This window comes from Streptomyces sp. NBC_00258 (assembly GCF_036182465.1).
Classification (GTDB): Bacteria; Actinomycetota; Actinomycetes; order Streptomycetales; family Streptomycetaceae; genus Streptomyces.
Genome location: NZ_CP108081.1, coordinates 7,972,713 through 7,992,830, shown reverse-complemented (window position 1 = coordinate 7,992,830; position 20,118 = coordinate 7,972,713). Strand labels below are relative to the sequence as shown.

At 69.6% G+C, this 20,118-nt stretch carries 26 protein-coding genes; 4 read left to right on the top strand and 22 right to left on the bottom strand.

What is annotated here, in order from left to right; genetic code table 11:
• Positions 1 to 4 precede the first annotated feature (4 nt).
• On the top strand, positions 5 to 517 hold the full coding sequence (locus OG718_RS35555; RefSeq protein ID WP_328846093.1) for a hypothetical protein: 513 nt from the start codon (positions 5 to 7) through the stop codon (positions 515 to 517).
• Positions 517 to 885 (top strand): hypothetical protein, encoded by a 369-nt coding sequence (locus OG718_RS35550; protein WP_328846092.1) that lies wholly within the window; start codon positions 517 to 519, stop codon positions 883 to 885. The genes OG718_RS35555 and OG718_RS35550 overlap by 1 nt, the downstream gene beginning before the upstream one ends.
• Before the next feature lie 412 nt (positions 886 to 1,297).
• On the opposite strand, the gene OG718_RS35545 is transcribed toward OG718_RS35550, so the two are convergent.
• On the bottom strand, positions 1,298 to 1,507 hold the full coding sequence (locus tag OG718_RS35545) for a hypothetical protein (RefSeq protein WP_328846091.1): 210 nt from the start codon (positions 1,505 to 1,507) through the stop codon (positions 1,298 to 1,300).
• Positions 1,504 to 1,707, bottom strand: a complete 204-nt coding sequence (locus tag OG718_RS35540) for a hypothetical protein (RefSeq protein ID WP_328846090.1) — start codon at positions 1,705 to 1,707, stop codon at positions 1,504 to 1,506. Before OG718_RS35540 ends, OG718_RS35545 begins: the two co-directional genes overlap by 4 nt.
• Before the next feature lie 159 nt (positions 1,708 to 1,866).
• Between OG718_RS35540 and OG718_RS35535 the strand changes: the two genes are divergently transcribed.
• Complete coding sequence (locus tag OG718_RS35535; RefSeq protein ID WP_328846089.1) at positions 1,867 to 2,121, top strand: GntR family transcriptional regulator; 255 nt, start codon at positions 1,867 to 1,869, stop codon at positions 2,119 to 2,121.
• 378 nt (positions 2,122 to 2,499) lie between these two features.
• Here OG718_RS35535 and OG718_RS35530 read toward each other — a convergent pair whose 3' ends face one another.
• The 15 genes from OG718_RS35530 to OG718_RS54455 all read right to left on the bottom strand — a co-directional run bounded on the left by OG718_RS35530 (position 2,500) and on the right by OG718_RS54455 (position 11,655).
• Positions 2,500 to 2,868, bottom strand: coding sequence for a hypothetical protein (locus OG718_RS35530; protein WP_328846088.1), 369 nt, complete (start codon positions 2,866 to 2,868; stop codon positions 2,500 to 2,502).
• 2 nt (positions 2,869 to 2,870) lie between these two features.
• The gene (locus OG718_RS35525) at positions 2,871 to 4,655 is read right to left on the bottom strand and encodes a hypothetical protein (RefSeq protein WP_328846087.1); all 1,785 of its coding nucleotides are present in this window, start codon (positions 4,653 to 4,655) and stop codon (positions 2,871 to 2,873) included.
• A 145-nt stretch (positions 4,656 to 4,800) separates the two neighbouring features.
• The gene (locus tag OG718_RS35520) at positions 4,801 to 5,505 is read right to left on the bottom strand and encodes a hypothetical protein (RefSeq protein WP_328846086.1); all 705 of its coding nucleotides are present in this window, start codon (positions 5,503 to 5,505) and stop codon (positions 4,801 to 4,803) included.
• The gene (locus OG718_RS35515; RefSeq protein ID WP_328846085.1) at positions 5,495 to 5,740 is read right to left on the bottom strand and encodes a hypothetical protein; all 246 of its coding nucleotides are present in this window, start codon (positions 5,738 to 5,740) and stop codon (positions 5,495 to 5,497) included. Before OG718_RS35515 ends, OG718_RS35520 begins: the two co-directional genes overlap by 11 nt.
• An 11-nt stretch (positions 5,741 to 5,751) precedes the next feature.
• Positions 5,752 to 6,051: a hypothetical protein gene (locus OG718_RS35510; RefSeq protein ID WP_328846084.1), complete on the bottom strand. Its 300-nt coding sequence runs from the start codon at positions 6,049 to 6,051 to the stop codon at positions 5,752 to 5,754.
• Entirely contained in the window at positions 6,005 to 6,295 is a 291-nt protein-coding gene (locus OG718_RS54460; protein ID WP_443055365.1) for a helix-turn-helix domain-containing protein, read from the bottom strand. The genes OG718_RS35510 and OG718_RS54460 overlap by 47 nt, the downstream gene beginning before the upstream one ends.
• A gap of 157 nt (positions 6,296 to 6,452) precedes the next feature.
• Positions 6,453 to 6,740 carry a hypothetical protein gene (locus tag OG718_RS35505; RefSeq protein ID WP_328846083.1) on the bottom strand — a complete coding sequence of 96 codons (288 nt, stop codon included), beginning with the start codon at positions 6,738 to 6,740 and terminating at the stop codon, positions 6,453 to 6,455.
• Positions 6,737 to 7,030 (bottom strand): hypothetical protein, encoded by a 294-nt coding sequence (locus tag OG718_RS35500; protein ID WP_328846082.1) that lies wholly within the window; start codon positions 7,028 to 7,030, stop codon positions 6,737 to 6,739. The genes OG718_RS35505 and OG718_RS35500 overlap by 4 nt, the downstream gene beginning before the upstream one ends.
• Positions 7,030 to 7,386, bottom strand: coding sequence for a hypothetical protein (locus tag OG718_RS35495; RefSeq protein WP_328846081.1), 357 nt, complete (start codon positions 7,384 to 7,386; stop codon positions 7,030 to 7,032). The genes OG718_RS35500 and OG718_RS35495 overlap by 1 nt, the downstream gene beginning before the upstream one ends.
• Positions 7,387 to 7,439: 53 nt before the next feature.
• Positions 7,440 to 7,685: a hypothetical protein gene (locus OG718_RS35490; protein ID WP_328846080.1), complete on the bottom strand. Its 246-nt coding sequence runs from the start codon at positions 7,683 to 7,685 to the stop codon at positions 7,440 to 7,442.
• A gap of 266 nt (positions 7,686 to 7,951) precedes the next feature.
• A complete protein-coding gene (locus OG718_RS35485; protein ID WP_328846079.1) occupies positions 7,952 to 9,739 on the bottom strand; it encodes a hypothetical protein in 1,788 nt (595 codons plus the stop codon).
• Complete coding sequence (locus tag OG718_RS35480) at positions 9,736 to 10,413, bottom strand: bifunctional DNA primase/polymerase (protein WP_328846078.1); 678 nt, start codon at positions 10,411 to 10,413, stop codon at positions 9,736 to 9,738. The genes OG718_RS35485 and OG718_RS35480 overlap by 4 nt, the downstream gene beginning before the upstream one ends.
• Positions 10,413 to 11,174 carry a hypothetical protein gene (locus OG718_RS35475; RefSeq protein WP_328846077.1) on the bottom strand — a complete coding sequence of 254 codons (762 nt, stop codon included), beginning with the start codon at positions 11,172 to 11,174 and terminating at the stop codon, positions 10,413 to 10,415. Before OG718_RS35475 ends, OG718_RS35480 begins: the two co-directional genes overlap by 1 nt.
• Positions 11,175 to 11,242: 68 nt before the next feature.
• Positions 11,243 to 11,419: a hypothetical protein gene (locus OG718_RS35470; RefSeq protein ID WP_328846076.1), complete on the bottom strand. Its 177-nt coding sequence runs from the start codon at positions 11,417 to 11,419 to the stop codon at positions 11,243 to 11,245.
• On the bottom strand, positions 11,416 to 11,655 hold the full coding sequence (locus tag OG718_RS54455) for a helix-turn-helix transcriptional regulator (RefSeq protein WP_406488988.1): 240 nt from the start codon (positions 11,653 to 11,655) through the stop codon (positions 11,416 to 11,418). The genes OG718_RS35470 and OG718_RS54455 overlap by 4 nt, the downstream gene beginning before the upstream one ends.
• 117 nt (positions 11,656 to 11,772) lie before the next feature.
• Here OG718_RS54455 and OG718_RS35465 point away from each other — a divergent pair, with 117 nt between their 5' ends.
• On the top strand, positions 11,773 to 12,351 hold the full coding sequence (locus OG718_RS35465; protein ID WP_328846075.1) for a hypothetical protein: 579 nt from the start codon (positions 11,773 to 11,775) through the stop codon (positions 12,349 to 12,351).
• Positions 12,352 to 12,410: 59 nt separating this feature from the next.
• Here OG718_RS35465 and OG718_RS35460 read toward each other — a convergent pair whose 3' ends face one another.
• The 5 genes from OG718_RS35460 to leuS form a co-directional block, all read right to left on the bottom strand.
• Positions 12,411 to 13,931 (bottom strand): recombinase family protein, encoded by a 1,521-nt coding sequence (locus tag OG718_RS35460; RefSeq protein ID WP_328846074.1) that lies wholly within the window; start codon positions 13,929 to 13,931, stop codon positions 12,411 to 12,413.
• Between the two features lie 10 nt (positions 13,932 to 13,941).
• On the bottom strand, positions 13,942 to 15,105 hold the full coding sequence (locus tag OG718_RS35455) for a ComEA family DNA-binding protein (protein WP_328846073.1): 1,164 nt from the start codon (positions 15,103 to 15,105) through the stop codon (positions 13,942 to 13,944).
• A gap of 139 nt (positions 15,106 to 15,244) precedes the next feature.
• A complete protein-coding gene (locus OG718_RS35450; RefSeq protein WP_143632081.1) occupies positions 15,245 to 16,090 on the bottom strand; it encodes a DegV family protein in 846 nt (281 codons plus the stop codon).
• A 72-nt stretch (positions 16,091 to 16,162) separates the two neighbouring features.
• On the bottom strand, positions 16,163 to 17,038 hold the full coding sequence (locus OG718_RS35445) for a hypothetical protein (protein ID WP_328846072.1): 876 nt from the start codon (positions 17,036 to 17,038) through the stop codon (positions 16,163 to 16,165).
• Between the two features lie 141 nt (positions 17,039 to 17,179).
• The gene (gene leuS / locus OG718_RS35440) at positions 17,180 to 20,056 is read right to left on the bottom strand and encodes a leucine--tRNA ligase (RefSeq protein ID WP_328846071.1); all 2,877 of its coding nucleotides are present in this window, start codon (positions 20,054 to 20,056) and stop codon (positions 17,180 to 17,182) included.
• Positions 20,057 to 20,118: the final 62 nt, after the last annotated feature.

Genomic DNA, 20,118 nt, shown 5'->3' with positions numbered 1-20,118 from the left:
CACCGTGAACTATGTGACGTTCGGCGGCGTGACCGTCGGTCTCTGCATCCTCGGCTACCAGCTGATGGGCTGGTACCCCGGCCGCAAGCAGCTCATGAAGGACCCGGTCAAGCACGCGTCCAAGCTGCTCCCGTTCCTCGCCTCCTGGGCGTACGGGTGCCTCACCACCCTCGGGATCGGCGGCCTCATCGGCACCGCCTCCAGCTCCGTCCTGGGCCTCTCGAACTGGCTCGGCGACGCAGCCCTCGTCTGGGGTGTCGGAGAGTCCGTCGGGCAGCAGGCCGGAGCGAAGACATTCGTCCCGCTGTCCAGCCCCGGGGCGGCCCTGGTGCTCATCGCCACGTGTGTGTTCATCGCGGCCGTGAAGAAGGCCAGCGAGGACAACTCGAAGACCTTGAAGCTCGGCGCCTGGTGCGGCATCACCCTGGGCACCTCGGCGGGCGTGGCCGGGTTCGCCGCGGTGCCGCTCGCGCAGGCCGCGAACTGGTGCGGCGACAACCTGTATGCGGCCATCTGATGGGCGCGAAGAAGAAGCCGGACGTCGAGCCGGAGGAGCCGTCGAGGGCCGCGGGCGCGTGCGTCCTGATCGTCCTCGTCGGCGTCGTGACCGCCGTGGTGTTCGCCGTGTCGCGTACGGCCGGCCCGCTGTTCGTGTGGGCAGCAGGCACCGCGGCCGTGTGGTGGCACGTGCGACGGGTGCCCGAAAAGTCCGCCCCTCCCCCACCGGTAGCGGGGCGCCCCTCGTGCCGCAAATGCAAAGGTCAGGAGCCTGCCAGCGTGACCCCTTCCGAAACCCAGAAGGGGATGTGGATCTACGGCTACGACCTCGCCGAACGGCCCGGCCACTCGCACGTGCACATCGCGGCGGAGGTGAACGAGACGTGATTGAGCGCCTGTTGGCCATCCTCGGCATCAACAGCACGACGTACTACTGCACGGGCTGCGCCGGCCACTACCCGGCTTCGCACTTCCCCTGCCCCGTGCCACCCCACTAGGCACTACAGTCGTAGTTGCCCGCCGCAAGGAACGGCCCCCCGTGTAGACCTCCGGGGGGCCGTTCTGTTGCCCGCGTCGCCCGCCATCTGGACGGGCCCGGCGACCGCGTGAGAGGGGCCTACGCGGGTCCTGCGTCGGTGCCCCCAGCCCTGGGGGAACCGAAGGGGGAGACCTTCCTCCAGTCCCCCCAGATCTGGGGGAAGTGGAGGAGGGTTCCGCGCGGGCCCGGAGACGCGTACGGGCGTCCGCGCGGGTCCCGGTCCGGCCGCTTAAGCCTGGGGTGCGCGGCCGGACCGGGGGTCTACTGAGGCAGCGCCCGCCACTCTCGCCATATCTCCCGCGCCACGCCGCACCTGACGTTGCCGTAGTCGCAGTCCGCGCAGCCCACCGAGTGCTCCATGTAGGCGCGGAACGTCAGCTGCTTGGGCGTGAACTCGGCGTCGGCTTCCGCGTGCCGCAGGTGGCCGCCTGCGCTCCCCGAGCCCTGAGGCAGATCCTCGGCGCGGCTCACAGCGACTGGTCCGCGAGCGGCGCGAGGTCGTAGGCCTGGCGGCAGGAGAGGCAGGCGAAGTGACCGCGCCCGCCATGCCCGGAGCCTGCGTCGTGCAGCTGCACCAGGCGGACGCCCCGTGCGTAGCCGCTGTGCCAGGCGCAGTAGCCGAATGCGGTGGGGGTGGTCGGTGTGCCCTCGGGCTGCGTATCGTCTGCCATGGCGGTGCTCCTCGAAGCGTCGTCCACGCCCCTGGCCGGTGACACGGCGCGGGGGCTCTCTCGTTCCGGCAGCGTACGCCCACTTAGTACGTCTTGGTACGTCCTCAGACGGCCTAGGCAGATCTATGCCCGCCCGGGTGGTCCTCCTACGGTCAAAGCATGATCCACCTGGACCGGGACGCCATGACGCCGCTGTACGTGCAGCTGGCCAATGTGCTGCGCGAACGCATCCGCAGCGGTGAGATCCCGGTGGGCCGGCGCCTGCCCTCTCAGTCCGAGCTGGAGGAGGAGACGGGCGGGACCGTGTCGAGGCGGACCATCAAGAGCGCGCTGGAGGTCCTCGCGGATGAGGGCCTGGTGCAGGGCGTGCAGGGGAAGGGCGTGTTCGTCATCGCGCTCCCGGGCAAGGCGTAGGGGTCCGGACCAGTCCGGGCCCTGGCGGTGACCTGCGTTTTTCTGGGATCCCAGAAAAACCGTTCCCCGGCGCCGGGGAACAGACGGTCAGGCTGACCGTCTGATGGGTCCTCCTGGGACCCGGCAACCGTGGGGATTCGCCCACGGACCTTCTGCGAGGCGCCTCGCAGAAGGGGTGTACCAATCTGGTACACCCTTGGCGGTGACCTCCACGGTCGTAACGACCGTGGTTGAGGGGAGACGGGCGTGCGTCTCACACGTCCATCCCCGTGACCTGCGTGTCCGTCTGCGCAACGCAGGTCAGTCGTGGCGATACGGCCACAACTGAGGGGTGTCCACCGTGGTAGACACCCCTCGAACCTCAACCTTGCTTCAGGATCAGCCGTCCGCACGCTCCGTCGCGATACCCGCAGCCTGCGCGAGCGGCTCCAACGCCTCACCCGAGGCTGGGCACGACACCGTGTGCCGTAGCGCGATCCGCCGAGACGCAGACACCCGCACCTCCGCACCGCACATGCACTCCAACTCGAAGATGGACGTACGGCGCAGCTGCAGGCCCACCTTCAAGGCCGGCGGGTAGTCGTCCCGGACGACCGGCACCCACAGCGTGAGCGGCCCTTTCTGCCACTCCTCCATCTCTCCGTCGCGCCGCAGCAGTACGGGGTGCGCGTCACGGATCGACTCGATCAGCCGCTCGTCCTCGGCCTTCTTCTGCGCCTTCAGCGCTCGTGCCTTGCGTCCGTTCACGGTCACCTCCTCTTGCCCAAGTACAGCTGCACGTCCCCGCCACCGACCCCGATCTTGTCGCGGAGTACTCCGACCAGGGCGTCACCCAACTGGCCGCCGAGGTCCACACGCACGAGGGGAAGATCCGCGAGGCCGCGGCCTCGCCCGGAGATTCCAGCCCCAGCGCTGGCGCCCATGTCCATCGCCATGGACGGGGTGGGCGTCGACACGAGCGACGACATGGCCTTGTCGATGACCCCGGTGTTCGCCAGGGCGCCTTGCGCGATACCTGCGGGAATCCACTGGCCGATCTGGTCGGCCATCAGCTTCGACGGGGAGCCGATATGCAGGAAACTCTTCGCCGCGTTCACCACGTTCTCCGACACGAACGACTTGACCTTGGACCAGAGCCAGCCACCCATGCCCGAGATGCCGTTCCACAGGCCCTTGATGACGTCCTTTCCGGCACCGACCAGCAGCGAGCCCAGCTTGCCGAGCGCTGACTTGATCCGCCCGGGGAGGCCGCGCACCCACGACACCATCGACGACGCCTGCCGGATCGCGGCGTCCTTCGCCGCGCCCCACCAGGCGGACATGCGGCCCGGGAGGGTGCCGAACCAGGCGAGGGCGCCCTTGATGCTGTCGACGGCCGATCTGATGAAGTTCTTGACCGCGGTCCACACGCTCTGGACGATCGCCCGGAACGTCTCCGACTTCTGGTAGGCGATGACCACGGCCGCGGCGAGGCCCACGACGAGGGCGATTACGAGGCCGATGGGGTTCGCGGCCATGACCGCGTTGAAGATGAGCTGAGCGCCTGCCCAGATCCTCGTGGCCGCGCCCGCGAGACCCATGGCCAGTGAGTAGGCCTTCACGCCCAGGGCGAGGACGACGAACCCGGCACCGATCGCGGTGAGGACCCCCGGGGGGATCTTCGCGACGAGTTGCCCGAGCCAGTCGGCGAGCTGCTGCACCACCCCGATCAGGGGTGTCAGTGCGGACGCGACCCCGGCGAGGATCGGACCGCCCAACGTGGCCAGCGCGCCGAGCAGGGAGCCGACCACGGGCAGGAGGGAGCCGATCACCTGGAAGAACGGGCCGAGCGCTGCAGCCGCCCCTCCAGCGCCTCCGGAGAGCCCTTCGAAGAACCCTCCGAGGCCGGCGCCGATGTAGCCGAGCCCGTCCGCGAGGGCTTCGATGACGGGCTGGGCCGACTGGATCGCGGACACGAAGCCGGGCATGATCCCGGTCGCGAACTTCCCGATCCCGTCCACCAAGGGGCCGATCATCGGGGCGACCGCGGCGAACGCGGCACCGATGTGCGGGGCTACCTCGTCGAAGATCTTCCGCAGCTGAGCGGCGGCTGCGACGAACGGTTTGACCAACGGCTGGGCCAGCCTGGTCAGTTCGCTCTTGACGTGCTTTCCGAGGGCGGAGAACGCCCCGGCGACTTCCTTATTCGCGGCGAGGATTTTCGCCGCGCCAGCGATCACGATGAGCGGCAGCAGAGCCAGAGCACCGCCCGCGGCCACCGCCGCCCCGGCGGACACGAAGGCCATCACCATCGCGGCCTTGCCCACCGTCCGGAGCGCGGTCACGGCACCACGGGCGCCCCGGCCGAGGTTGTACGAGAGGCTCTGGCCCATGCCCCGGGACTCGTTGACGAACCGGCCATGCATGTCCCGCAGCTGCCCGTTCACGTCCCGGGTGAGGCCGCGCATCGTCAGCTCGGCGCGGGTCAGGGTGCGGGTGAACTGGCCATCGTCCGCACGAAGTCCGGCGGTGAGCTCACCAAGGTTGAGGGCCATGCGTCAGCCCTCCCTACGTGCCCGTGGGGCGACGCTGGGGGCCCTGAGGCGCTTCGGGTCGGTGACGTGAGTGACCGACTGGACGGCCGGCCGCGCTACGGCGGTCAGCTTGGGCGTGGCGACCTCGCTCGTGCTGCCCACGGGGTCAGCCCTCGGTGTCCGCGCGCGGGGCCTCGGCGAGAACCTCCGCGAGCCCGGGGACGAGGCCCGTGTTGCGGTCGAGACCCGCCGTCGAGAGGCCGATCATCTCCGTGGCCTGGGTGCGGGTCTTGCTGTCGTCGAGGACGGCCCGCAGGACGACACCGAGGACACGGCCGGCGGGAATGGCCTGCGCACTGCCCTCGCCGTCCATCGAGACGGACAGGCTGACTCCGGTCTGTGCCATGAATCCGTACCGGTCGCGGGACGGCCACGGATTCTCGTGGGACCGGCCGAGTTCCTCGTTCATGTGGACGCCTGCGATGGCCACGTCCCGGATCGCGGCGTGCCGTTCCTCCGACACCCTCACGAGGAGGCGGGCGGCGTCCATGACGGCCCGTACGGCGTCGAGGATCGGCTCCGCGGTGTCGTCGGCGACGAGGTCACGGATGCGGTCCGCGGTGGCCCGTGCGCGGGCGTCGAGGTCCGCCTTCTGGGCTGCGTCCAGCTTCCGCTCGGCGGCCGTGATGCGCAGCTGCGCGAGGTCGGCCAACTGGCGTTGCGCGCCGAGCTGCTCGGCGGTGACGTCGGGGTCACCGTCGCGTACGCGCTCGGCGAGGGACTCGACCAGGCCGGCCGCCTCGGTGGCCTCGCGGCTGGCCGTGTCGAGGGCCTCGCGGGCCTCGTCGGGGGTGGGGGTGTTATGCGGCATCGTTGCCAGCCTCCTGCGCCTGACGGGCGACGTGTGCGGCAGCCATCTGCCTGCGGTGGGTACTGAGTGCCTGCCATCCGGCGGTGCCGTGCAACGCGGCGTCGGCTTCGATCTGCTGCTCGCGGGCCTCGCGCTCCGGGCGGGTGGCCTCGGCTGCGGCGGTCTCCTGGGCGATGCGGCTCGCGTCAATCGCGGCGAGGAGGCCGGGCCTGCGGTGCTGGTCCTGGGATCCCATCTCGGCCCCGCTCACCGGAAGTACCGGATGCGGCCACCGTCGACGGCGTCGCCGCATGTCGCGGTGTGGTGGAAGGTGCGGCCGGCCTGGTCCTTCAGCTTCGTGACCGCGGCGAGGTGCGCGGCGTCGGGCTGGCCTACGTCCGGGTCGGTGACGGTGTAGCCGGGGGTGCGGGCCATGTAGGCGAGTACGGGTGCGTTGTCGGTGTAGGCGACGCCTGCGACGAACCAGGGGGTGTTGGGGTTGTCGAGGTTCCAGGGGCCGTCAGCCGAGTTGGCGTCCCCGATGTGGGTGATCTTCTTCATTGCCATGTGCGGGCTCCTCGAATCGGTAGCGGTCGAGGTCGCCCCGGGTGGTCACCCAGGTCCGGCCGGCTTGCCAGGCGCGGATCCGGCCGGACCCTAGGAGGGCGGTCGCCCATCGTCGGGAGCACCCGAGCAGGTCAGCGACCTCATGCGCTCCCAAGATCTCGGAAGTGTCGAGGTCGCTTCCTTCGGAGGAAGTCGGGGTGGGTGTTTCACCTGAAACACCTGAGGCGGCCCGGTGCAGGGCCATGAGGAGGGCGTGGGCGTCCGGGCTCAACTCCCCGCCGCTGTCCCGCTTCTCGGCCCTGTAGTGGCGCCACAGGATCGCGAACAGGGGCGAGGCGAGACGGGCCGGTACGCGTACGGAGCCGTCCTCGTCGAGCAATGCGGACCGATCCGCACTGCCCTCAGCCCTGGCCATCGGCCGGCCGTTCCCGTGCCGCGAGCCGCTCCATCAGCATCGCCCGCGCCATCCCCGCCACCCTGGCGCGCGCCGCCACCTCGTCCAGGCCCGTGCCGCGGCCCATCGCCCCCGCGGCCATGCTCCCGAGCCCGCACACGACTGTGATCACGTCCTCCCACGGGAGCGTGACGAGCAGCTCGTCCACGTCGTCGTCACGGCCCTCGACAGCGAGCGCGAACACGGCCCAACAGCGGTCGTACAGCTCGTCGTTCGACAGTCGCTCCTCGGTCACGGCCGCACCCCCGTCACCGTCTGCTTGGCGGCGAGGACGACGGTCTGCCCGATCAGGCCCAGCTCGTTGTCCGGCTCGGCGGTCGCGAGGAGGTTGAGGAGCGGGCCGCGCGGCTGCTCGGCGTCGGGGTCGTGAAGCCATCCGAGGGTGTCGGAGACGATCTGGAACACGTCGCCCACGTCGAGGGAGAACCGGCGGCCCTTGGCGGTACGGAAGTGCATCCGGTTGCTGTCGTACGTCGCTTCCAGGCGGTCGAGGCGGGCCGCGTACCCGGCAAGTCGGCGGGCCATCAGAGAGAGTTCCTCTGGCGGGCCTCGACCACGCGGAGACGCTCCTCGATCTGGAGTGTCTCCCGCAGGGTCAGCGTGGCGTCCAGCAGCGTCCGCGCGGCCTGCACGCGGTTACGGCCGTCGGTGTCCTTCAACGCCTCCCGGAGCGCGGTCACGGCCTCGACGGCTCCGGCGGCGAGCTGGCCGACAGCGTGCTGAAGCATCTCGGTACGGGTGTCGCGTACGTCGGCCTGGAAGTCCTCGTCCTCCATCCACCGTCGTACGGTGCGGCCGGACGCGCCGGCCTCGCGTGCTGCCTCTTCTGAGGTGGCGCCGCGGGCAAGGGCGAGGATCGCGGCGGGGCGGTTTGCAGTCATACGAGGGTCTCCTTACGCGCACGCGCGAGGCCATGGATGGGCGCGCGCGGACATCAGGGCCTGGCCTTGAAGGTGTCGGGGATGACCGCGGCTCGGGCGAAGTCGTCGATGCTGCTGACGTGGCCGTTGAGGACGGGGCAGTTGTCGTCGTGGTGGATGTTGGCCTGGATGAATCCGGTGGTGTTGTCGGTGAGGAGTTCTTCGACTTGGCCGCCGCAGCTGCCGCATTGGTAGTTGCTGACCATGGAGGCGATGAGGTGGGCGTTGCCTGCTGCGTAGTCGGTGCGTACGGGTTCCATGCGGATCTCCTGTCGATATGCGGCCTATGTCCAACAGCTGGACCGCTGGACCCCTTTTCTGGACCCGCGCGGGTGCGGTCGATTCGGCGCCTCGTGTACGAAAGATGGTTCTAATAGTTTAGTTTTCAATTACCTACGTTTTCGCTGATCAAGGGGAGTGGAGAGCCTCCGCCGGAGGCGTTCCGCTTTCGCTTCCCGGTCACCCCGTTCTCACACGCGCCCCACGGTCCACCGGGGTCCAGGGGTCCAGCGGGTCCAGCAGCCGCTTACGGGGCCTCCGAAGTCGTCTCGACGTGTCCGTCGTCGTCCTCGACGAGCCAGCCTCGGGAGAGCGCGAGTTCGTAGCCCGCGGGCACTTCCTTGCGCCACTTGCTGCTCGCCTTCTCCATGAGCTGCTCGCGCCGGAGCCCTTCGCGGATCTTCTTCACGCACCAGCGGGCCCGCAGTTCGAGCCGGGCCTCGGCGCGCGTGACCGCGGTGTGGGCTTGTACCGCGTCCTCCACCCGCTCCTCGCGCTTCGCCTGCGCCGCGGTGGCCTCCTCGCGGGAAGCGCGCTGGAGGATGGCGGTACGCAGGGTGCAGGAGACCGCCCACATCTGCTCGGCGAGCGCCCAGTCCTCCATCGTGATGCCCGTCCGGGCCCCGTCGAGGAGGGCGAGGAGGCCGGCCAACTTCGTCTTGACGAGGTTCGCGTGGACGTCGAGCGGGTCGACCTGCAACTGCCCGGTCTGCCGGAGTACGAGTTCCGTGCGGATCTTCCGCTTGATGTCGTCCGGCATGCTCATCACGGTGGTGCCGTAGATGTTCTGCGGGTGGCCGAAGTTGATCTCAGGGCGGGGAATCGGGTCCATGGGGATGTCGGGGTCGATGGCCAGGCACCAGACGAACCGTTGCGCGGTGCCGGTGATGCTGTCGCGGAGGACGACGAGGGCGTTGGTGTACTGAAATCCGACGACCATTCCGAGCGCGTAGGAGCCGCGCTTGATGAATCGGCGGCGTTCGGCGCTGGCGTTGGTCTGGCCGAGCGTCCCGGCCTGCCAGGCCGAGCGGATCGACGGCCACAGCGACGAGCCGTCTCGCGACCCGATGCGGATGAGGGCTTCGCCTTCGTCCTGGTAGAAGTACTCGTTGTGCCGGACCTGTTGGCGGACCTTGACGGTCTTCGGGTTGTTGTTCCGGTCGAGCTTGGTGAAGTCGTCTTGCTCGACCTCACCCATGAGGGCCTCGGCGATGCCCTCGCCGGAGCCGAGCGGGATCCCGTCGAGGAAGTCGCGGTCCTCCGGGGCTTCGAGGAGGTCCTCCGAGACCTCGTTGGAGGAACTCTTGTTGCTGCCGGACCCGTCGATGATGCCGACGAACAGGTTGAGTGAGGCGAGCTTCTTGACTCCGGTGTCGACCTTGATGCGGTAGTCGATCATCCCGGAGAGTCGGGCCATGGTCGCGTAGAGGACGACGTCGGCCGAGCAGCACATCGCGTGCGCGTACTGCCTGATGTTCTTGAGGACGTCCCGCTGGTCGTAGAAGGAGGCGGGGAGCTTCCCGAGGAGCGGGCCCGTGCTCTCCGTACCGCCGGTGTCACCTCCTTCCGGGTGCTCGGCGGGGTCCGGGTCCGTGGGTGCAATCAGGGCCTCATAGTCCGCCCTGCTGTGTCCCTGCGGAGTGCTGGAGACCGGCGGCCACGGTGAGCGGGGCTGCCTCATACCCGCGTTGAGCCCGGACGTGATCGCTTCCCGGGTTCGGCCCTCGGGGTGGTTCCCGGCCGCGCCGGCCGCGAAGAGCCGATCCCGGGCCTCGTCCTCGTCGATGGCGCGCACGGCGACCAACTGGCCGACGCTGAACGCGGCCTTATTGATCCGGTTGTTCTGGTCCCCGTGCGGGGCGTGCACGATCGTGTCGCACTCGGCCTGTACCGCGTTCTCCACGTAGACGGAGAGACGGTCTGTGGCCAGCGAGGGGGCCGCCCGGGGAGTCGGTACCGGCGCTACAGGGTCCGCCTCGCCGAACTTGGCCAGGCCCTCGGCGAGGCGGCTTTCGAAATCCTTCGCGGTGGTCATGCGCCCTTCCTGGTTCTGGGCAGCAGCACCTGCGGCCACTCCGTCTCGGGGTGGCGGAAGCGCCCGTCCGCGGGCCACTGGTAGCGGTAGCCAGAGGAGTGCACGGACGGGGCGAGCAGGATGTAGCCGTTGTGCTTGATCTCGATGCCGGGGAACGGGGCACCGGGCAGGCTGATGTCACCAGGGCTGCGGTAGAGCAGGTGCAGGCCGTCGCCTCCGGTGATCTGCATCGCGGTCCCGGGGAGTACCCCGAAGTGTTCTTCGACCGCGACGTACGAGCGGTGTCCGCCGTTTCGGGGGTCGATGTCGATCACGGCCCACCCGTTGAGGCGGCAGGGTGCGCCGATGTTGGCATCAGGCTCTTCGGCCCACCAACGGCGAACGGTGTCCGGGTCGGTGGTTGCTGCCCAATGGGCGTGGCAGGTGTCGACGTGGCAGCGGCAGTCTTCGGGCCGGTGCCCGTCGTAGCGGGGGTTCGGCTTGTCGTCGATGGTCTGTCGGCAGAGGAAGCAGTTCCCGTACGGGGTCTTGTTGCGACGGACGCGGAAGACCTTGATGCCGGCGAGCGCGTAGTTCAGCGCGGCCTCGGGGAGCGTCTTGGGGATGTCGATCGGGGCAAGCCCGAAGGCCCCCGCCGGGTTGGCGGGGGTCTCGGTGATGGTGCTGATGGTCATTACGCGCGGGCCTCGGTGATGGCGCGGTGTCGGCGGGTCTCGGCCTCACGGTCGGCCGCCGCGATCTCGGGGTCGCCCTCGAAGTCGTTGGCCCCGATCTCCTCGGCGAGCTCCACCACGGCTTCGAGGTACGGGACGAAGCCCTTGATCGCGTCCAGCGCCTCACGGGCCTTGGCCGGGGTGAGCGTGCCGACGGTGATTCCGTAGCGCAGCCAGATCTCTGTCTGACGGCCGTACGCCTGCGACCGGTAGTCGGTCATGACGACCTCGGCGCCGAGGAACGACGTCTCCGCGTTCTCAGAGCGGGTTCGCTGGTCGTCGATGTCCCGCAGCTCGGTCTCGACCGGCTCGGTCCGCCAGGCGCCGAGGCCCTCGTCGTGGACCAGGGTGCGCTGTTCGGTGGTGAGCGGTCCGGCGGCCGTGTCGGCGAGGAGGTTGTGCCACACCTGCATGACCTCGGCGTACGCGGCCTGCGGGTCGGCGGCGGCGTTGATAGCCGGGGCGATCCCGGCGGCCAGGTCGGCGAAGACCTTCGCGGCCTCCGGGGTGGCCTTCCCGTCGACGAACGCGGGAGCGTCCGAGTCCGAGTGCGTGTGCTCGCGGGCTCCGTCACTGAGGAGTGCGGCGACCGCCGGGTACTCCCGGGCGATGTGCCGGTCCGCAGACTCGACGGCGGCCTGCACCGCGCCCTCGACGAGGAGGGGGTGCGGGTGGCCAGTCGGCTGGAGAGCGCCGCGCATGATGTCGGTGGTCTGTGTCATTCTGGTCGTGTCCTTTCTGCTGAAGCCCTGGGTCGCTGGCGAGCGATGAGCCCGGGGCTTCGGTGTGTTCAGCTGGCTTGCTGCTGAGAGGGCATGGCGGGAGGTGTCGGGGCTGCAACCCCGGCCCTCCCGTTCTTGTGTCGCGGCTGGGCGAGGCCGAGCAGGGCGACGATCCGGCGGGCCTGTGCGTCGGTCAGAGGCCGATCCCGGTAGAGGTCGACGAGGGTGATCTGAGGGCGGCTCACGCCGACTCCCGGAGCGTTGCGATGGCCTCGGCGTAGGCGTCCAGAAGACGACCCCGAGGCGACCGCGCGCCTGTCTCCCACTGGGTGACGGCCTGCCGGGTGACGCCAATTGCTACGGCCAATTCCTCCTGGGTCAAACCGGAGGCAATTCGCAGTGCTCGGCATTCCTCCGGCTCGGGCAATTCCCGGCGAATGTGCAGGCGAGAGCGAATTCGCTCAGCGACTGTGACTGTCATGTGACCACCTTGACAGACCCAACGACAGAATGCAAGCACCCCAGATGACCCAACGACATGAGCAGGTGGGAGAAGGTGACTGTTGCGGGCTGTCACCACGTTTGCGATGCTCACCGGGTGACATCCGCCAAGAAACTTCCCGGTCTCCTGCTGCCCGGCACGAAGATCCGACTGGGCTGGGACATCAGCGAGACCGACGACCCGAACCACTTCACCTTCGCGGCGATCCCCGCCTCTGGCGAAGAACGCGTCTGGCGGATCTTCGGCGACATCTACCGGACCGAGCACGGCCTGAAGGTCACGCGCCTGGAGGTCGACACCGACCCGGACAGCCCGGTCGAGATCACGGGCACGCTCATGCGGCAGATCCCCATCGGGACCTTCCTCGACCACGTACGCAGCCGACTCTCAGCCAGCCTCCAGCTTCCAGACGCGCCAGCCGCGACCATGCCGGTCTCGGCGGGCCGCACGGAGATGACGGACGGATTCCTCCGTGACGTGGCCCTCTCCTACCTTCGGGAGACGGCCACAGGTATGCCGCAAGGTGCCACGCGGCGTCTCGCGGAGGCCTACGGCCGGCCCGAGCAGACGATCCGGACCTGGGTCTCCAGGGCGCGCAAGGAAGGTTGGCTCGGCCCCAGCGCGAAGGGTCGCGCTGGCGCCGAGCCGGGCCCGCGGCTCCAAGCCGAGAAGTAGGAACGGCCCGTGTCCACCATTGGTAGACACGGGCCGCAGTGCGTCATCTGACGCGTTGCTCACGCCTCGAACGGCACCAGGCGCCCGGGGTCGAACTTGTTGCCCTTGGACCGGTCATGCGGCAGCACGTCGTACCCCGGGACCAGCGACAGCACCACCTCCCGCCGGTCGACCGGCGACAACTCCGACCAACCCGCGGCCACATCGTCACCGGCCAGCAGACGGCGCAGCACCCGAGGCGCCCGCGACGTCAGCAACGCCCGTGATTCCTTGATCCGGCGCTCGATAATCCGGCGCCCCTCCTGGAACTCGGGGAACGTGATCTCCCGCCGCGCGAACATGCCGGCCATCAGCTTCAACTGCTGCTCGTCCTCGGCCAGCTCGGCGCGGGCCTCGTCCGTGACCTCCGTATCGGCGACCGTCCGCAGCTGCTGCAACACCTTCGGCTGGCCGAGGAGTTCGAGGATCTGCCGCTCGACCTCGTCCTCGGCGAACACGGCCTTCACCGCGGTCTTCCCGCAGCCTCCCAGGGACGGTGGGCACCAGTAGCGCTTGCCGTTGTTGCCCGACCAGCCGTGCAGCATGTGGGAGCACCGCGAGCAGCGCAGCACCCCGGTAAGCCAGCGCTGGAGGGTCAGGTCGACCGACCGGTGCCGGGCCGTGAGCCGGGCCCGTACCTGCTCCCACCGCTCCTCCGGAACGATCGGGTCCCACACGGCTTTCCCGACGATCTCGCCTCGGTACTCGCGCAGTCCGGCCACGGACGGCTTGGAGGCGATGGAGCGCACGGAGCGGTCAGACCAGGCCGCGCCCGTCACCGTGGGCACCTTCCGCCGGCGGAGGTCTGCGGCGATCGAGTTGAGGGACTCCCCCACCTCGGGGTCGACCTTCTCCAACTGCTCGTCGGTCCAGCCGTCCCAGTCCCCCAGGATGCGCGCGGTGATCTCGCGGATGATGTCGGTCTCGGCTTTGATCGGCTCGTGCCCGGCCGCGGTGAACCCGTACCCGCGGTACCCGCCCCCGGGCGGCTTGCCCTCGGCGGCCAACTCCTCGTGCTTGCGGGTGACGCGCCGTGCTGTGTCCCGGGAGGACTTGTTGGCGACCGCGACCATGACCCGCGCCATGGTCACTCCGGCGTCGTCGTCCAGGCGCAGCGAGCCCGTGACGGAGGTGACGGGGATGCGCGGGCGGCCGGACTCCACCACGTCGATCAGGTCTTCAAGGTCGCGCGGGTCGCGGGCCACACGGTCCAAGTCGTCCGCGATCAGCCCGTCGTACGTACCGTCCGCAAGTCCTTCCAGGGCCTCGCGGAATCCGGGGCGCACGGTACGGAGCGCGGTCGACCCGTCGGGGAGCTTGATCCGCCGCCGTTTGAAGGCGCTGGTGTCGTCCTCCGGGATCACGCCAATGACCTTCCAGCCGAGCCGGTCGGCGAGGGCACGGGCGTCTTCCTCTTGGCGGCCGATGCCCTTGGACAGCTCCTTGTACTTGACCTTCGCCTCTTCCACCTGCGGATCGGCGTCCTCGATGGCACGCCGATAACTGATCCGGAGGAGGAGCACGGCCCGTTGTGGAGTCATGCCCTATAGGTTACCTTCGACATGTAGGATCGCCGATTCCGTTCACCTCACGGAGTTCGTCGACAGAGCGGAAGCCGCCGTGCTGGGTGCGGTAGTCGATGATGTGCTGGGCGAGTACGGGACCGACACCGGGCAGTGTGTCCAGCTGTTCCAGCGTGGCCGTGTTGAGGCCGACCGGAGTGGCGGCGGCTCCCGCGGCGGCTCCGCCTGAGCCCGCGGCACCCGGACCGCCCGCCACACCGGGCCCGGCGACAGCCGGAGGTCCTCCGACCACCACCTGCTCACCGTCCACGAGCAGCCGCGCCCGGTTGAGTCCCTCGGTGTCCGTGCCGGGACGCACCCCGCCGGCCGCCCGGAGGGCATCGGCGACCCGGGATCCGGCCGGCAACCGCTGGATACCGGGCTCCCGCACCTTGCCGCTGACGTCCACCACGATGACGGCACCGGCAGCAGCACCAGCCGCTCCAGCTACGCCCACGGGGTCCCGTGCGGCGGCGGACGATCCCGGCGCCGCCTCCTGCCCGCCCTCGCCGTCTCCCCCGTACGAACCCACGGCCCGCACCACTTCAGGTGCCCGCACCGGCTGGGTCCGCCCCGCCCAGAAGTGCTGAGCGGCGAAGACAGCCGCGACCACGAGAACCACCGTGAGCGCGACCACACTCCTCCGCTCCAGCCCGCACCTGGACTGCAGCCACAAGGGCATCCGCTCCCGGACGGCAAGCCCGGTCCGCTCCCGCCACAGGGCACCGGCTCGGGCACCGGAATCAGCTCCAGCGCCGGCACCGGCACCGGCCTCGCCCCTCGCTCGGACTCGGGCTCCAACCGCTTCGATCTCTACGTCGACTCCAGCGCCGGTTTCAGCACCAACTTCAGCGCCGCTCTCAACACCAGTTTCGGCATCGGTACCAACATCGGTGACGACACCGCCGCGGCCACGGCTCCACCCCTCCCGCCCCGACACCACCGGCGGACCATGCCTCAACTCCCCGCGCACTCTCCTCCGTTCGGCGAAGAGTGTCTCCGCGCGCAGGCGCAGCGCCTCCGCGGAGGCTTCTCGACGCCGGGACCTGCTGCGACGGCGGTGATGGCGGTGTCGCGTACGGCTGTCGGAGACCGGGCCCCGGCCCGGTCCGCTGGTTGCTGTCGCTGTCCGTGAAGGTGATCGAAGTGCCATGCGACGAGAATCGGGCACAATTGCCGAACCACGATGATCTTGCTCAATTCCCGGGGATTACCACCCAGTTGTGGATAACTCCGCCACCCACACGAGTCAGTCCGAGCTCACCGAGGAGACTCGCCGAGGAGAAACGACCTCAGCGAGGAGAAACGACCGCCCCGAGCAGCCCGGGCCCGGTGTGCGCCCCGATCACCGCCCCGACCTCGCTCACATGCAGATCGGCCAGCCCCGGCACCCGAACACGCAACCGCTCCGCGAGCGCCGCCGCCCGCTCGGGCGCGGCGAGATGGTGGACCGCGATGTCGACCTGTGCGCTCCCCGCCCGCTCGGCCACGATCTCTTCCAGTCGGGCGATCGCCTTGCCCGCCGTCCGTACCTTCTCCAGGAGCTCGATGCGCCCGCCGTCCAGCTGCAGCAGCGGTTTCACGGCCAGCGCAGACCCGAGCAGCGCCTGCGCCGCCCCGATGCGGCCGCCCCGGCGCAGATAGTCGAGGGTGTCCACGTAGAAGTACGCGTACGTACCCGCGGCCCGTTTCTCCGCCGCGGTGACCGCCTCGTCGACCGTGCCGCCCGCCTCGGCGGACTCGGCCGCGGCCAGCGCGCAGAAGCCGAGGGCCATGGCGACCATCCCGGTGTCCACCACCCGCACGGGCACCGGCGCCTCGCGCGCGGCGAGGACAGCGGCGTCGTACGTGCCCGAGAACTCCGCTGACAGGTGCAGCGAGACGATGCCGGTCGCGCCGGACTCGGCGACCCTGCGGTAGGTCTCGGCGAACACCTCGGGGCTGGGCCGGGAGGTGGTGACGGACCGTCGTTTCTGCAGCGCCAGGGCCAGTGAACGGGCCGAGATCTCGGTGCCCTCTTCGAGTGCCTGGTCCCCGAGGACCACGGTCAGGGGCACCGCGGTGATGCCGTGGCGCTCCATCGTCCGTGGCGGCAGGTAGGCCGTTGAATCGGTGACGATCGCGACATGGCGGGACATGAGCTGGAGGTTACCTGTCAGTGAGCGTGGGCGGCAGTCCGGCCCCTCCCACCTGCGGCCGGGCAGATGGGATCAAGTAGTGCTCTCGGGGCGGGGCTTCTTCTCCCAAGGGTAGGCCTGTCGCTGCACGGGCGGGTCGATCGCGGCCCGGGTGGGCTCCTCGGCCCTGCGCGACTCGGGGCTCTCCGGCCAGGTCTGCTGGTCGGCGGGGACGGGCGGCGCCTCGGGCCACGGGGCCGGGGGCGGCGTCCGTGCCGCGGCCGGCTCCGGCGGCGTCCGCGTGGAGGCGGGACCGGGCGTCCCTGCGGACGGACCCGGCGTCCCTGCGGAGGAGCCGGGCGTCCCCACGGACGGACCGGGCGACCCGGCCGCAGACGGATCCGATGTCCCCGTGGAAGCCGGTTCCGTCGTCCAGTGCCGCAGTGCGCCCGCCTCCATGTCGATCTGGGTGCTCAGCGATTCCAGGTCGTCGTTCCCGAAGCGCTGGGCACGGTCGCGAGCCGCCCAGCGCAGGGCGTCCGCCGACTTCGTTATCTGCTCCGTGCGCTCCCTCAGCGAGGGAAGTCGCTCGGTGAGGCGGGTCCTGTCCGGCTCGCGCTCCAGTCGCTTCAGGTCGCCGTCCAGCTCGTGGCCATGAGCGCTGAGCCGCTCGAAGAGTGCCAGGGACTCCTTCAGCGACTCGTCCTCCGTCACGCCCGCGTGCAGCGCCTCCTGGGTGGCACGCATCGATGTGCGCAGGGAGAGGCGGAGTTGGGCGATCTCGCCCTGGGGTCCCGGCTGGGCGAAGGTCTTCGCCCTGAGCGTGGAGTCCTCCACCGTGCGGCGGGCCTGTGCGACGGTGCGGTCCACTCCGCGCTTGGCCGCGCCGACCACCTTCACCGTGGCATACGCCCCCAGCGCCACGAACAGCACGAAGATCAGCGCCACGATTGCGACCACGGCTTCCATGACGATCCTCTCGGGTGCTGCTTCCCGTGCCCGGCGGTGCCGGCCGGCTCTTCCACGGTAAACGGAAAAGGCAGGCCGAGGGTTCCAGCGGAACCCCCAACCTGCCCGTAGGGGACTACCCCGACCCTCTCGGGCCTCCGTCTACGCGGGAACGATGTTCACCAGCTTCGGCGCCCGCACGATCACCTTGCGGATGCCCGCCCCGTCCAGCGCGGCGACCACCTTCTCGTCGCTCAGCGCGACCTTCTCCAGTTCCTCGTCCGAGATCGACGGGGAGACCTCCAGGCGCGCCTTGACCTTGCCCTTGATCTGCACGACGCAGGTCACGGTCTCGTCCACGACGTACGCCGGGTCGGCGACCGGGAAGTCCCGGTGCACGACGGAGTCCGTGTGGCCCAGCTTGCGCCACAGCTCCTCGGCGATGTGCGGGGCCAGCGGCGCGACCAGCAGCACCAGCGACTCGGCGACCGTGCGCGAGACCGGACCGCCCACCTTGGTCAGGTGGTTGTTCAGCTCGGTGACCTTGGCGATCGCGGTGTTGAAGCGCATGCCCTCCAGGTCCTGGCGCACGCCGTCGATCGCCTTGTGCAGGGCGCGCAGCGCCTGCTCGTCCGGCTCGGTGTCGACGACGGTGACCTCACCCGTCGCCTCGTCGACGACGTTGCGCCACAGCCGCTGCAGCAGCCGGAACTGGCCCACCACCGCGCGCGTGTCCCACGGCCGCGACACGTCCAGGGGGCCCATCGCCATCTCGTACAGACGCAGCGTGTCCGCGCCGTACTCGGCGCAGATCTCGTCCGGAGTGACCGCGTTCTTCAGGGACTTGCCCATCTTGCCCAGCAGTCGGGAGACCTTCTCGCCCTGGTGGTAGTACGCGCCGTCGCGCTCCTCCACCTCGGCGGCCGGTACGGCGATGCCACGGCTGTCGCGGTACACGTAGGCCTGGATCATGCCCTGGTTGAACAGCTTGTGGAACGGCTCGACCGAGGAGACGTGCCCCAGGTCGAACAGCACCTTGGACCAGAAGCGCGCGTACAGCAGGTGCAGCACGGCGTGCTCGGCGCCGCCGACGTACAGGTCGACGCCGCCGTGCGGCTGGCCCTCGCGCGGGCCCATCCAGTACTGCTCGATCTCCGGGTCGACCAGCTTCTCGGAGTTGTGCGGGTCCAGGTAGCGCAGCTCGTACCAGCAGGAACCGGCCCAGTTGGGCATGGTGTTGGTCTCGCGGCGGTACTTGCGCGGGCCGCGGCCGTCACCCAGGTCCAGCGTGACGTCGACCCAGTCCTCGTTGCGGGACAGCGGGGTCTCCGGGGACGTGTTCGCGTCGTCCGGGTCGAAGGTGCGCGGCGAGTAGTCCTCGACCTCGGGCAGTTCCAGGGGCAGCATCGACTCGGGCAGCGGGTGGGCGATGCCGTCCTCGTCGTAGACGATCGGGAAGGGCTCGCCCCAGTAGCGCTGGCGGCTGAACAGCCAGTCGCGCAGCCGGAAGTTGACGGTGCCGTGGCCGATGCCCTTGCGCTCCATCCACTCGGTGATGCGCGCCTTGGCGTCGGCGACCCCCATGCCGTCCAGGGAGATGTCGTCGTTGGCGGAGTTGATGATCTTCGCGTCGTACGCCCCGAAGGCGTTCTCCCACGTCGACGTGTCGGTGCCGCGCCCGTCGGTCGGCTCGACGATGCAGTGGATCGGCAGCTCGAAGGCGCGCGCGAACTCGAAGTCGCGCTGGTCGCCCGCCGGGACGGCCATGATCGCGCCGGTGCCGTAGCCCATCAGGACGTAGTCGGCGATGAAGACGGGGATCTGCTCGCCGTTGACCGGGTTGGTCGCGTACGAGCCGATGAAGACGCCGGTCTTGTCCTTGGCCTCGGCCTGCCGCTCGACGTCGGACTTGGAGGCGGCCTGCGCGCGGTAGGCGGCGACGGCCTCGGCGGGGGTGGCGTGACCGCCCGTCCAGACGTCATGGGTGCCCTCGGGCCAGGCGGCCGGGGTGAACTTCTCGACCAGCGGGTGCTCGGGCGCCAGGACCATGTAGCTGGCGCCGAACAGGGTGTCGGGGCGGGTGGTGAAGACCGTGATGGCCTCGCCGTCCACGGGGAAGTCGACGCGGGCGCCCTCGGAGCGGCCGATCCAGTTGCGCTGCTGCAGCTTGATGGCCTCGGGCCAGTCCAGCGCGTCCAGGTCGTCCAGCAGGCGGTCCGCGTACGCGGTGATCCGCATGTTCCACTGGCGCAGCTTGGCCTTGAAGACGGGGAAGTTGCCGCGCTCGGAGCGGCCGTCGGCGGTGACTTCCTCGTTGGCCAGGACGGTGCCCAGCCCGGGACACCAGTTGACGGGCGCGTCGGAGGCGTACGCCAGGCGGTACTCGCTCAGGATGTCGGCGCGCTCGACGTCGGTCAGCTCGCTCCAGGAGCGTCCACCGGGTACGGCGCGCTCACCGATCTCGAACTGGGCGACCAGGTCGGCGATCGGGCGGGCCTTGTCCGCCTCGTCGTCGTACCAGGAGTTGAAGATCTGCAGGAAGATCCACTGGGTCCACTTGTAGTAGTCCGGGTCGATCGTCGCGAACGACCGGCGCCTGTCGTGACCCAGGCCCAGCCGGCGCAGCTGGATCTTCATGTTCTCGATGTTGGCCTCGGTGGACACCCGCGGGTGCGTGCCGGTCTGCACGGCGTACTGCTCGGCGGGCAGGCCGAAGGCGTCGAAGCCCAGGGTGTGCAGGACGTTGTGGCCGGTCATGCGCTGATACCGGGCGAATACATCGGTGGCGATGTAGCCCAGGGGGTGACCGACGTGCAGGCCCGCACCGGAGGGGTACGGGAACATGTCCATGACGAACTTCTTGGGCTTGGCGACCAGCGAGGGGTCTCCCGCCAGGTCACCCTTCGGGTTGGGCGCCTCGTAGGTGCCGTCGGCGTCCCAGAAGTCCTGCCAGCGTGCCTCGATCTGCTCGGCCATGGCGGCCGTGTAGCGGTGCGGCGCGGCCACCTCGGAGGCGGCAGCGTTGTTCGTCTCGCTCATGATCCTCAAAGCTCCATCGATCGTCTCTGCCAGCGGCTCAGGAAATGAAAAAACCCCTCGCA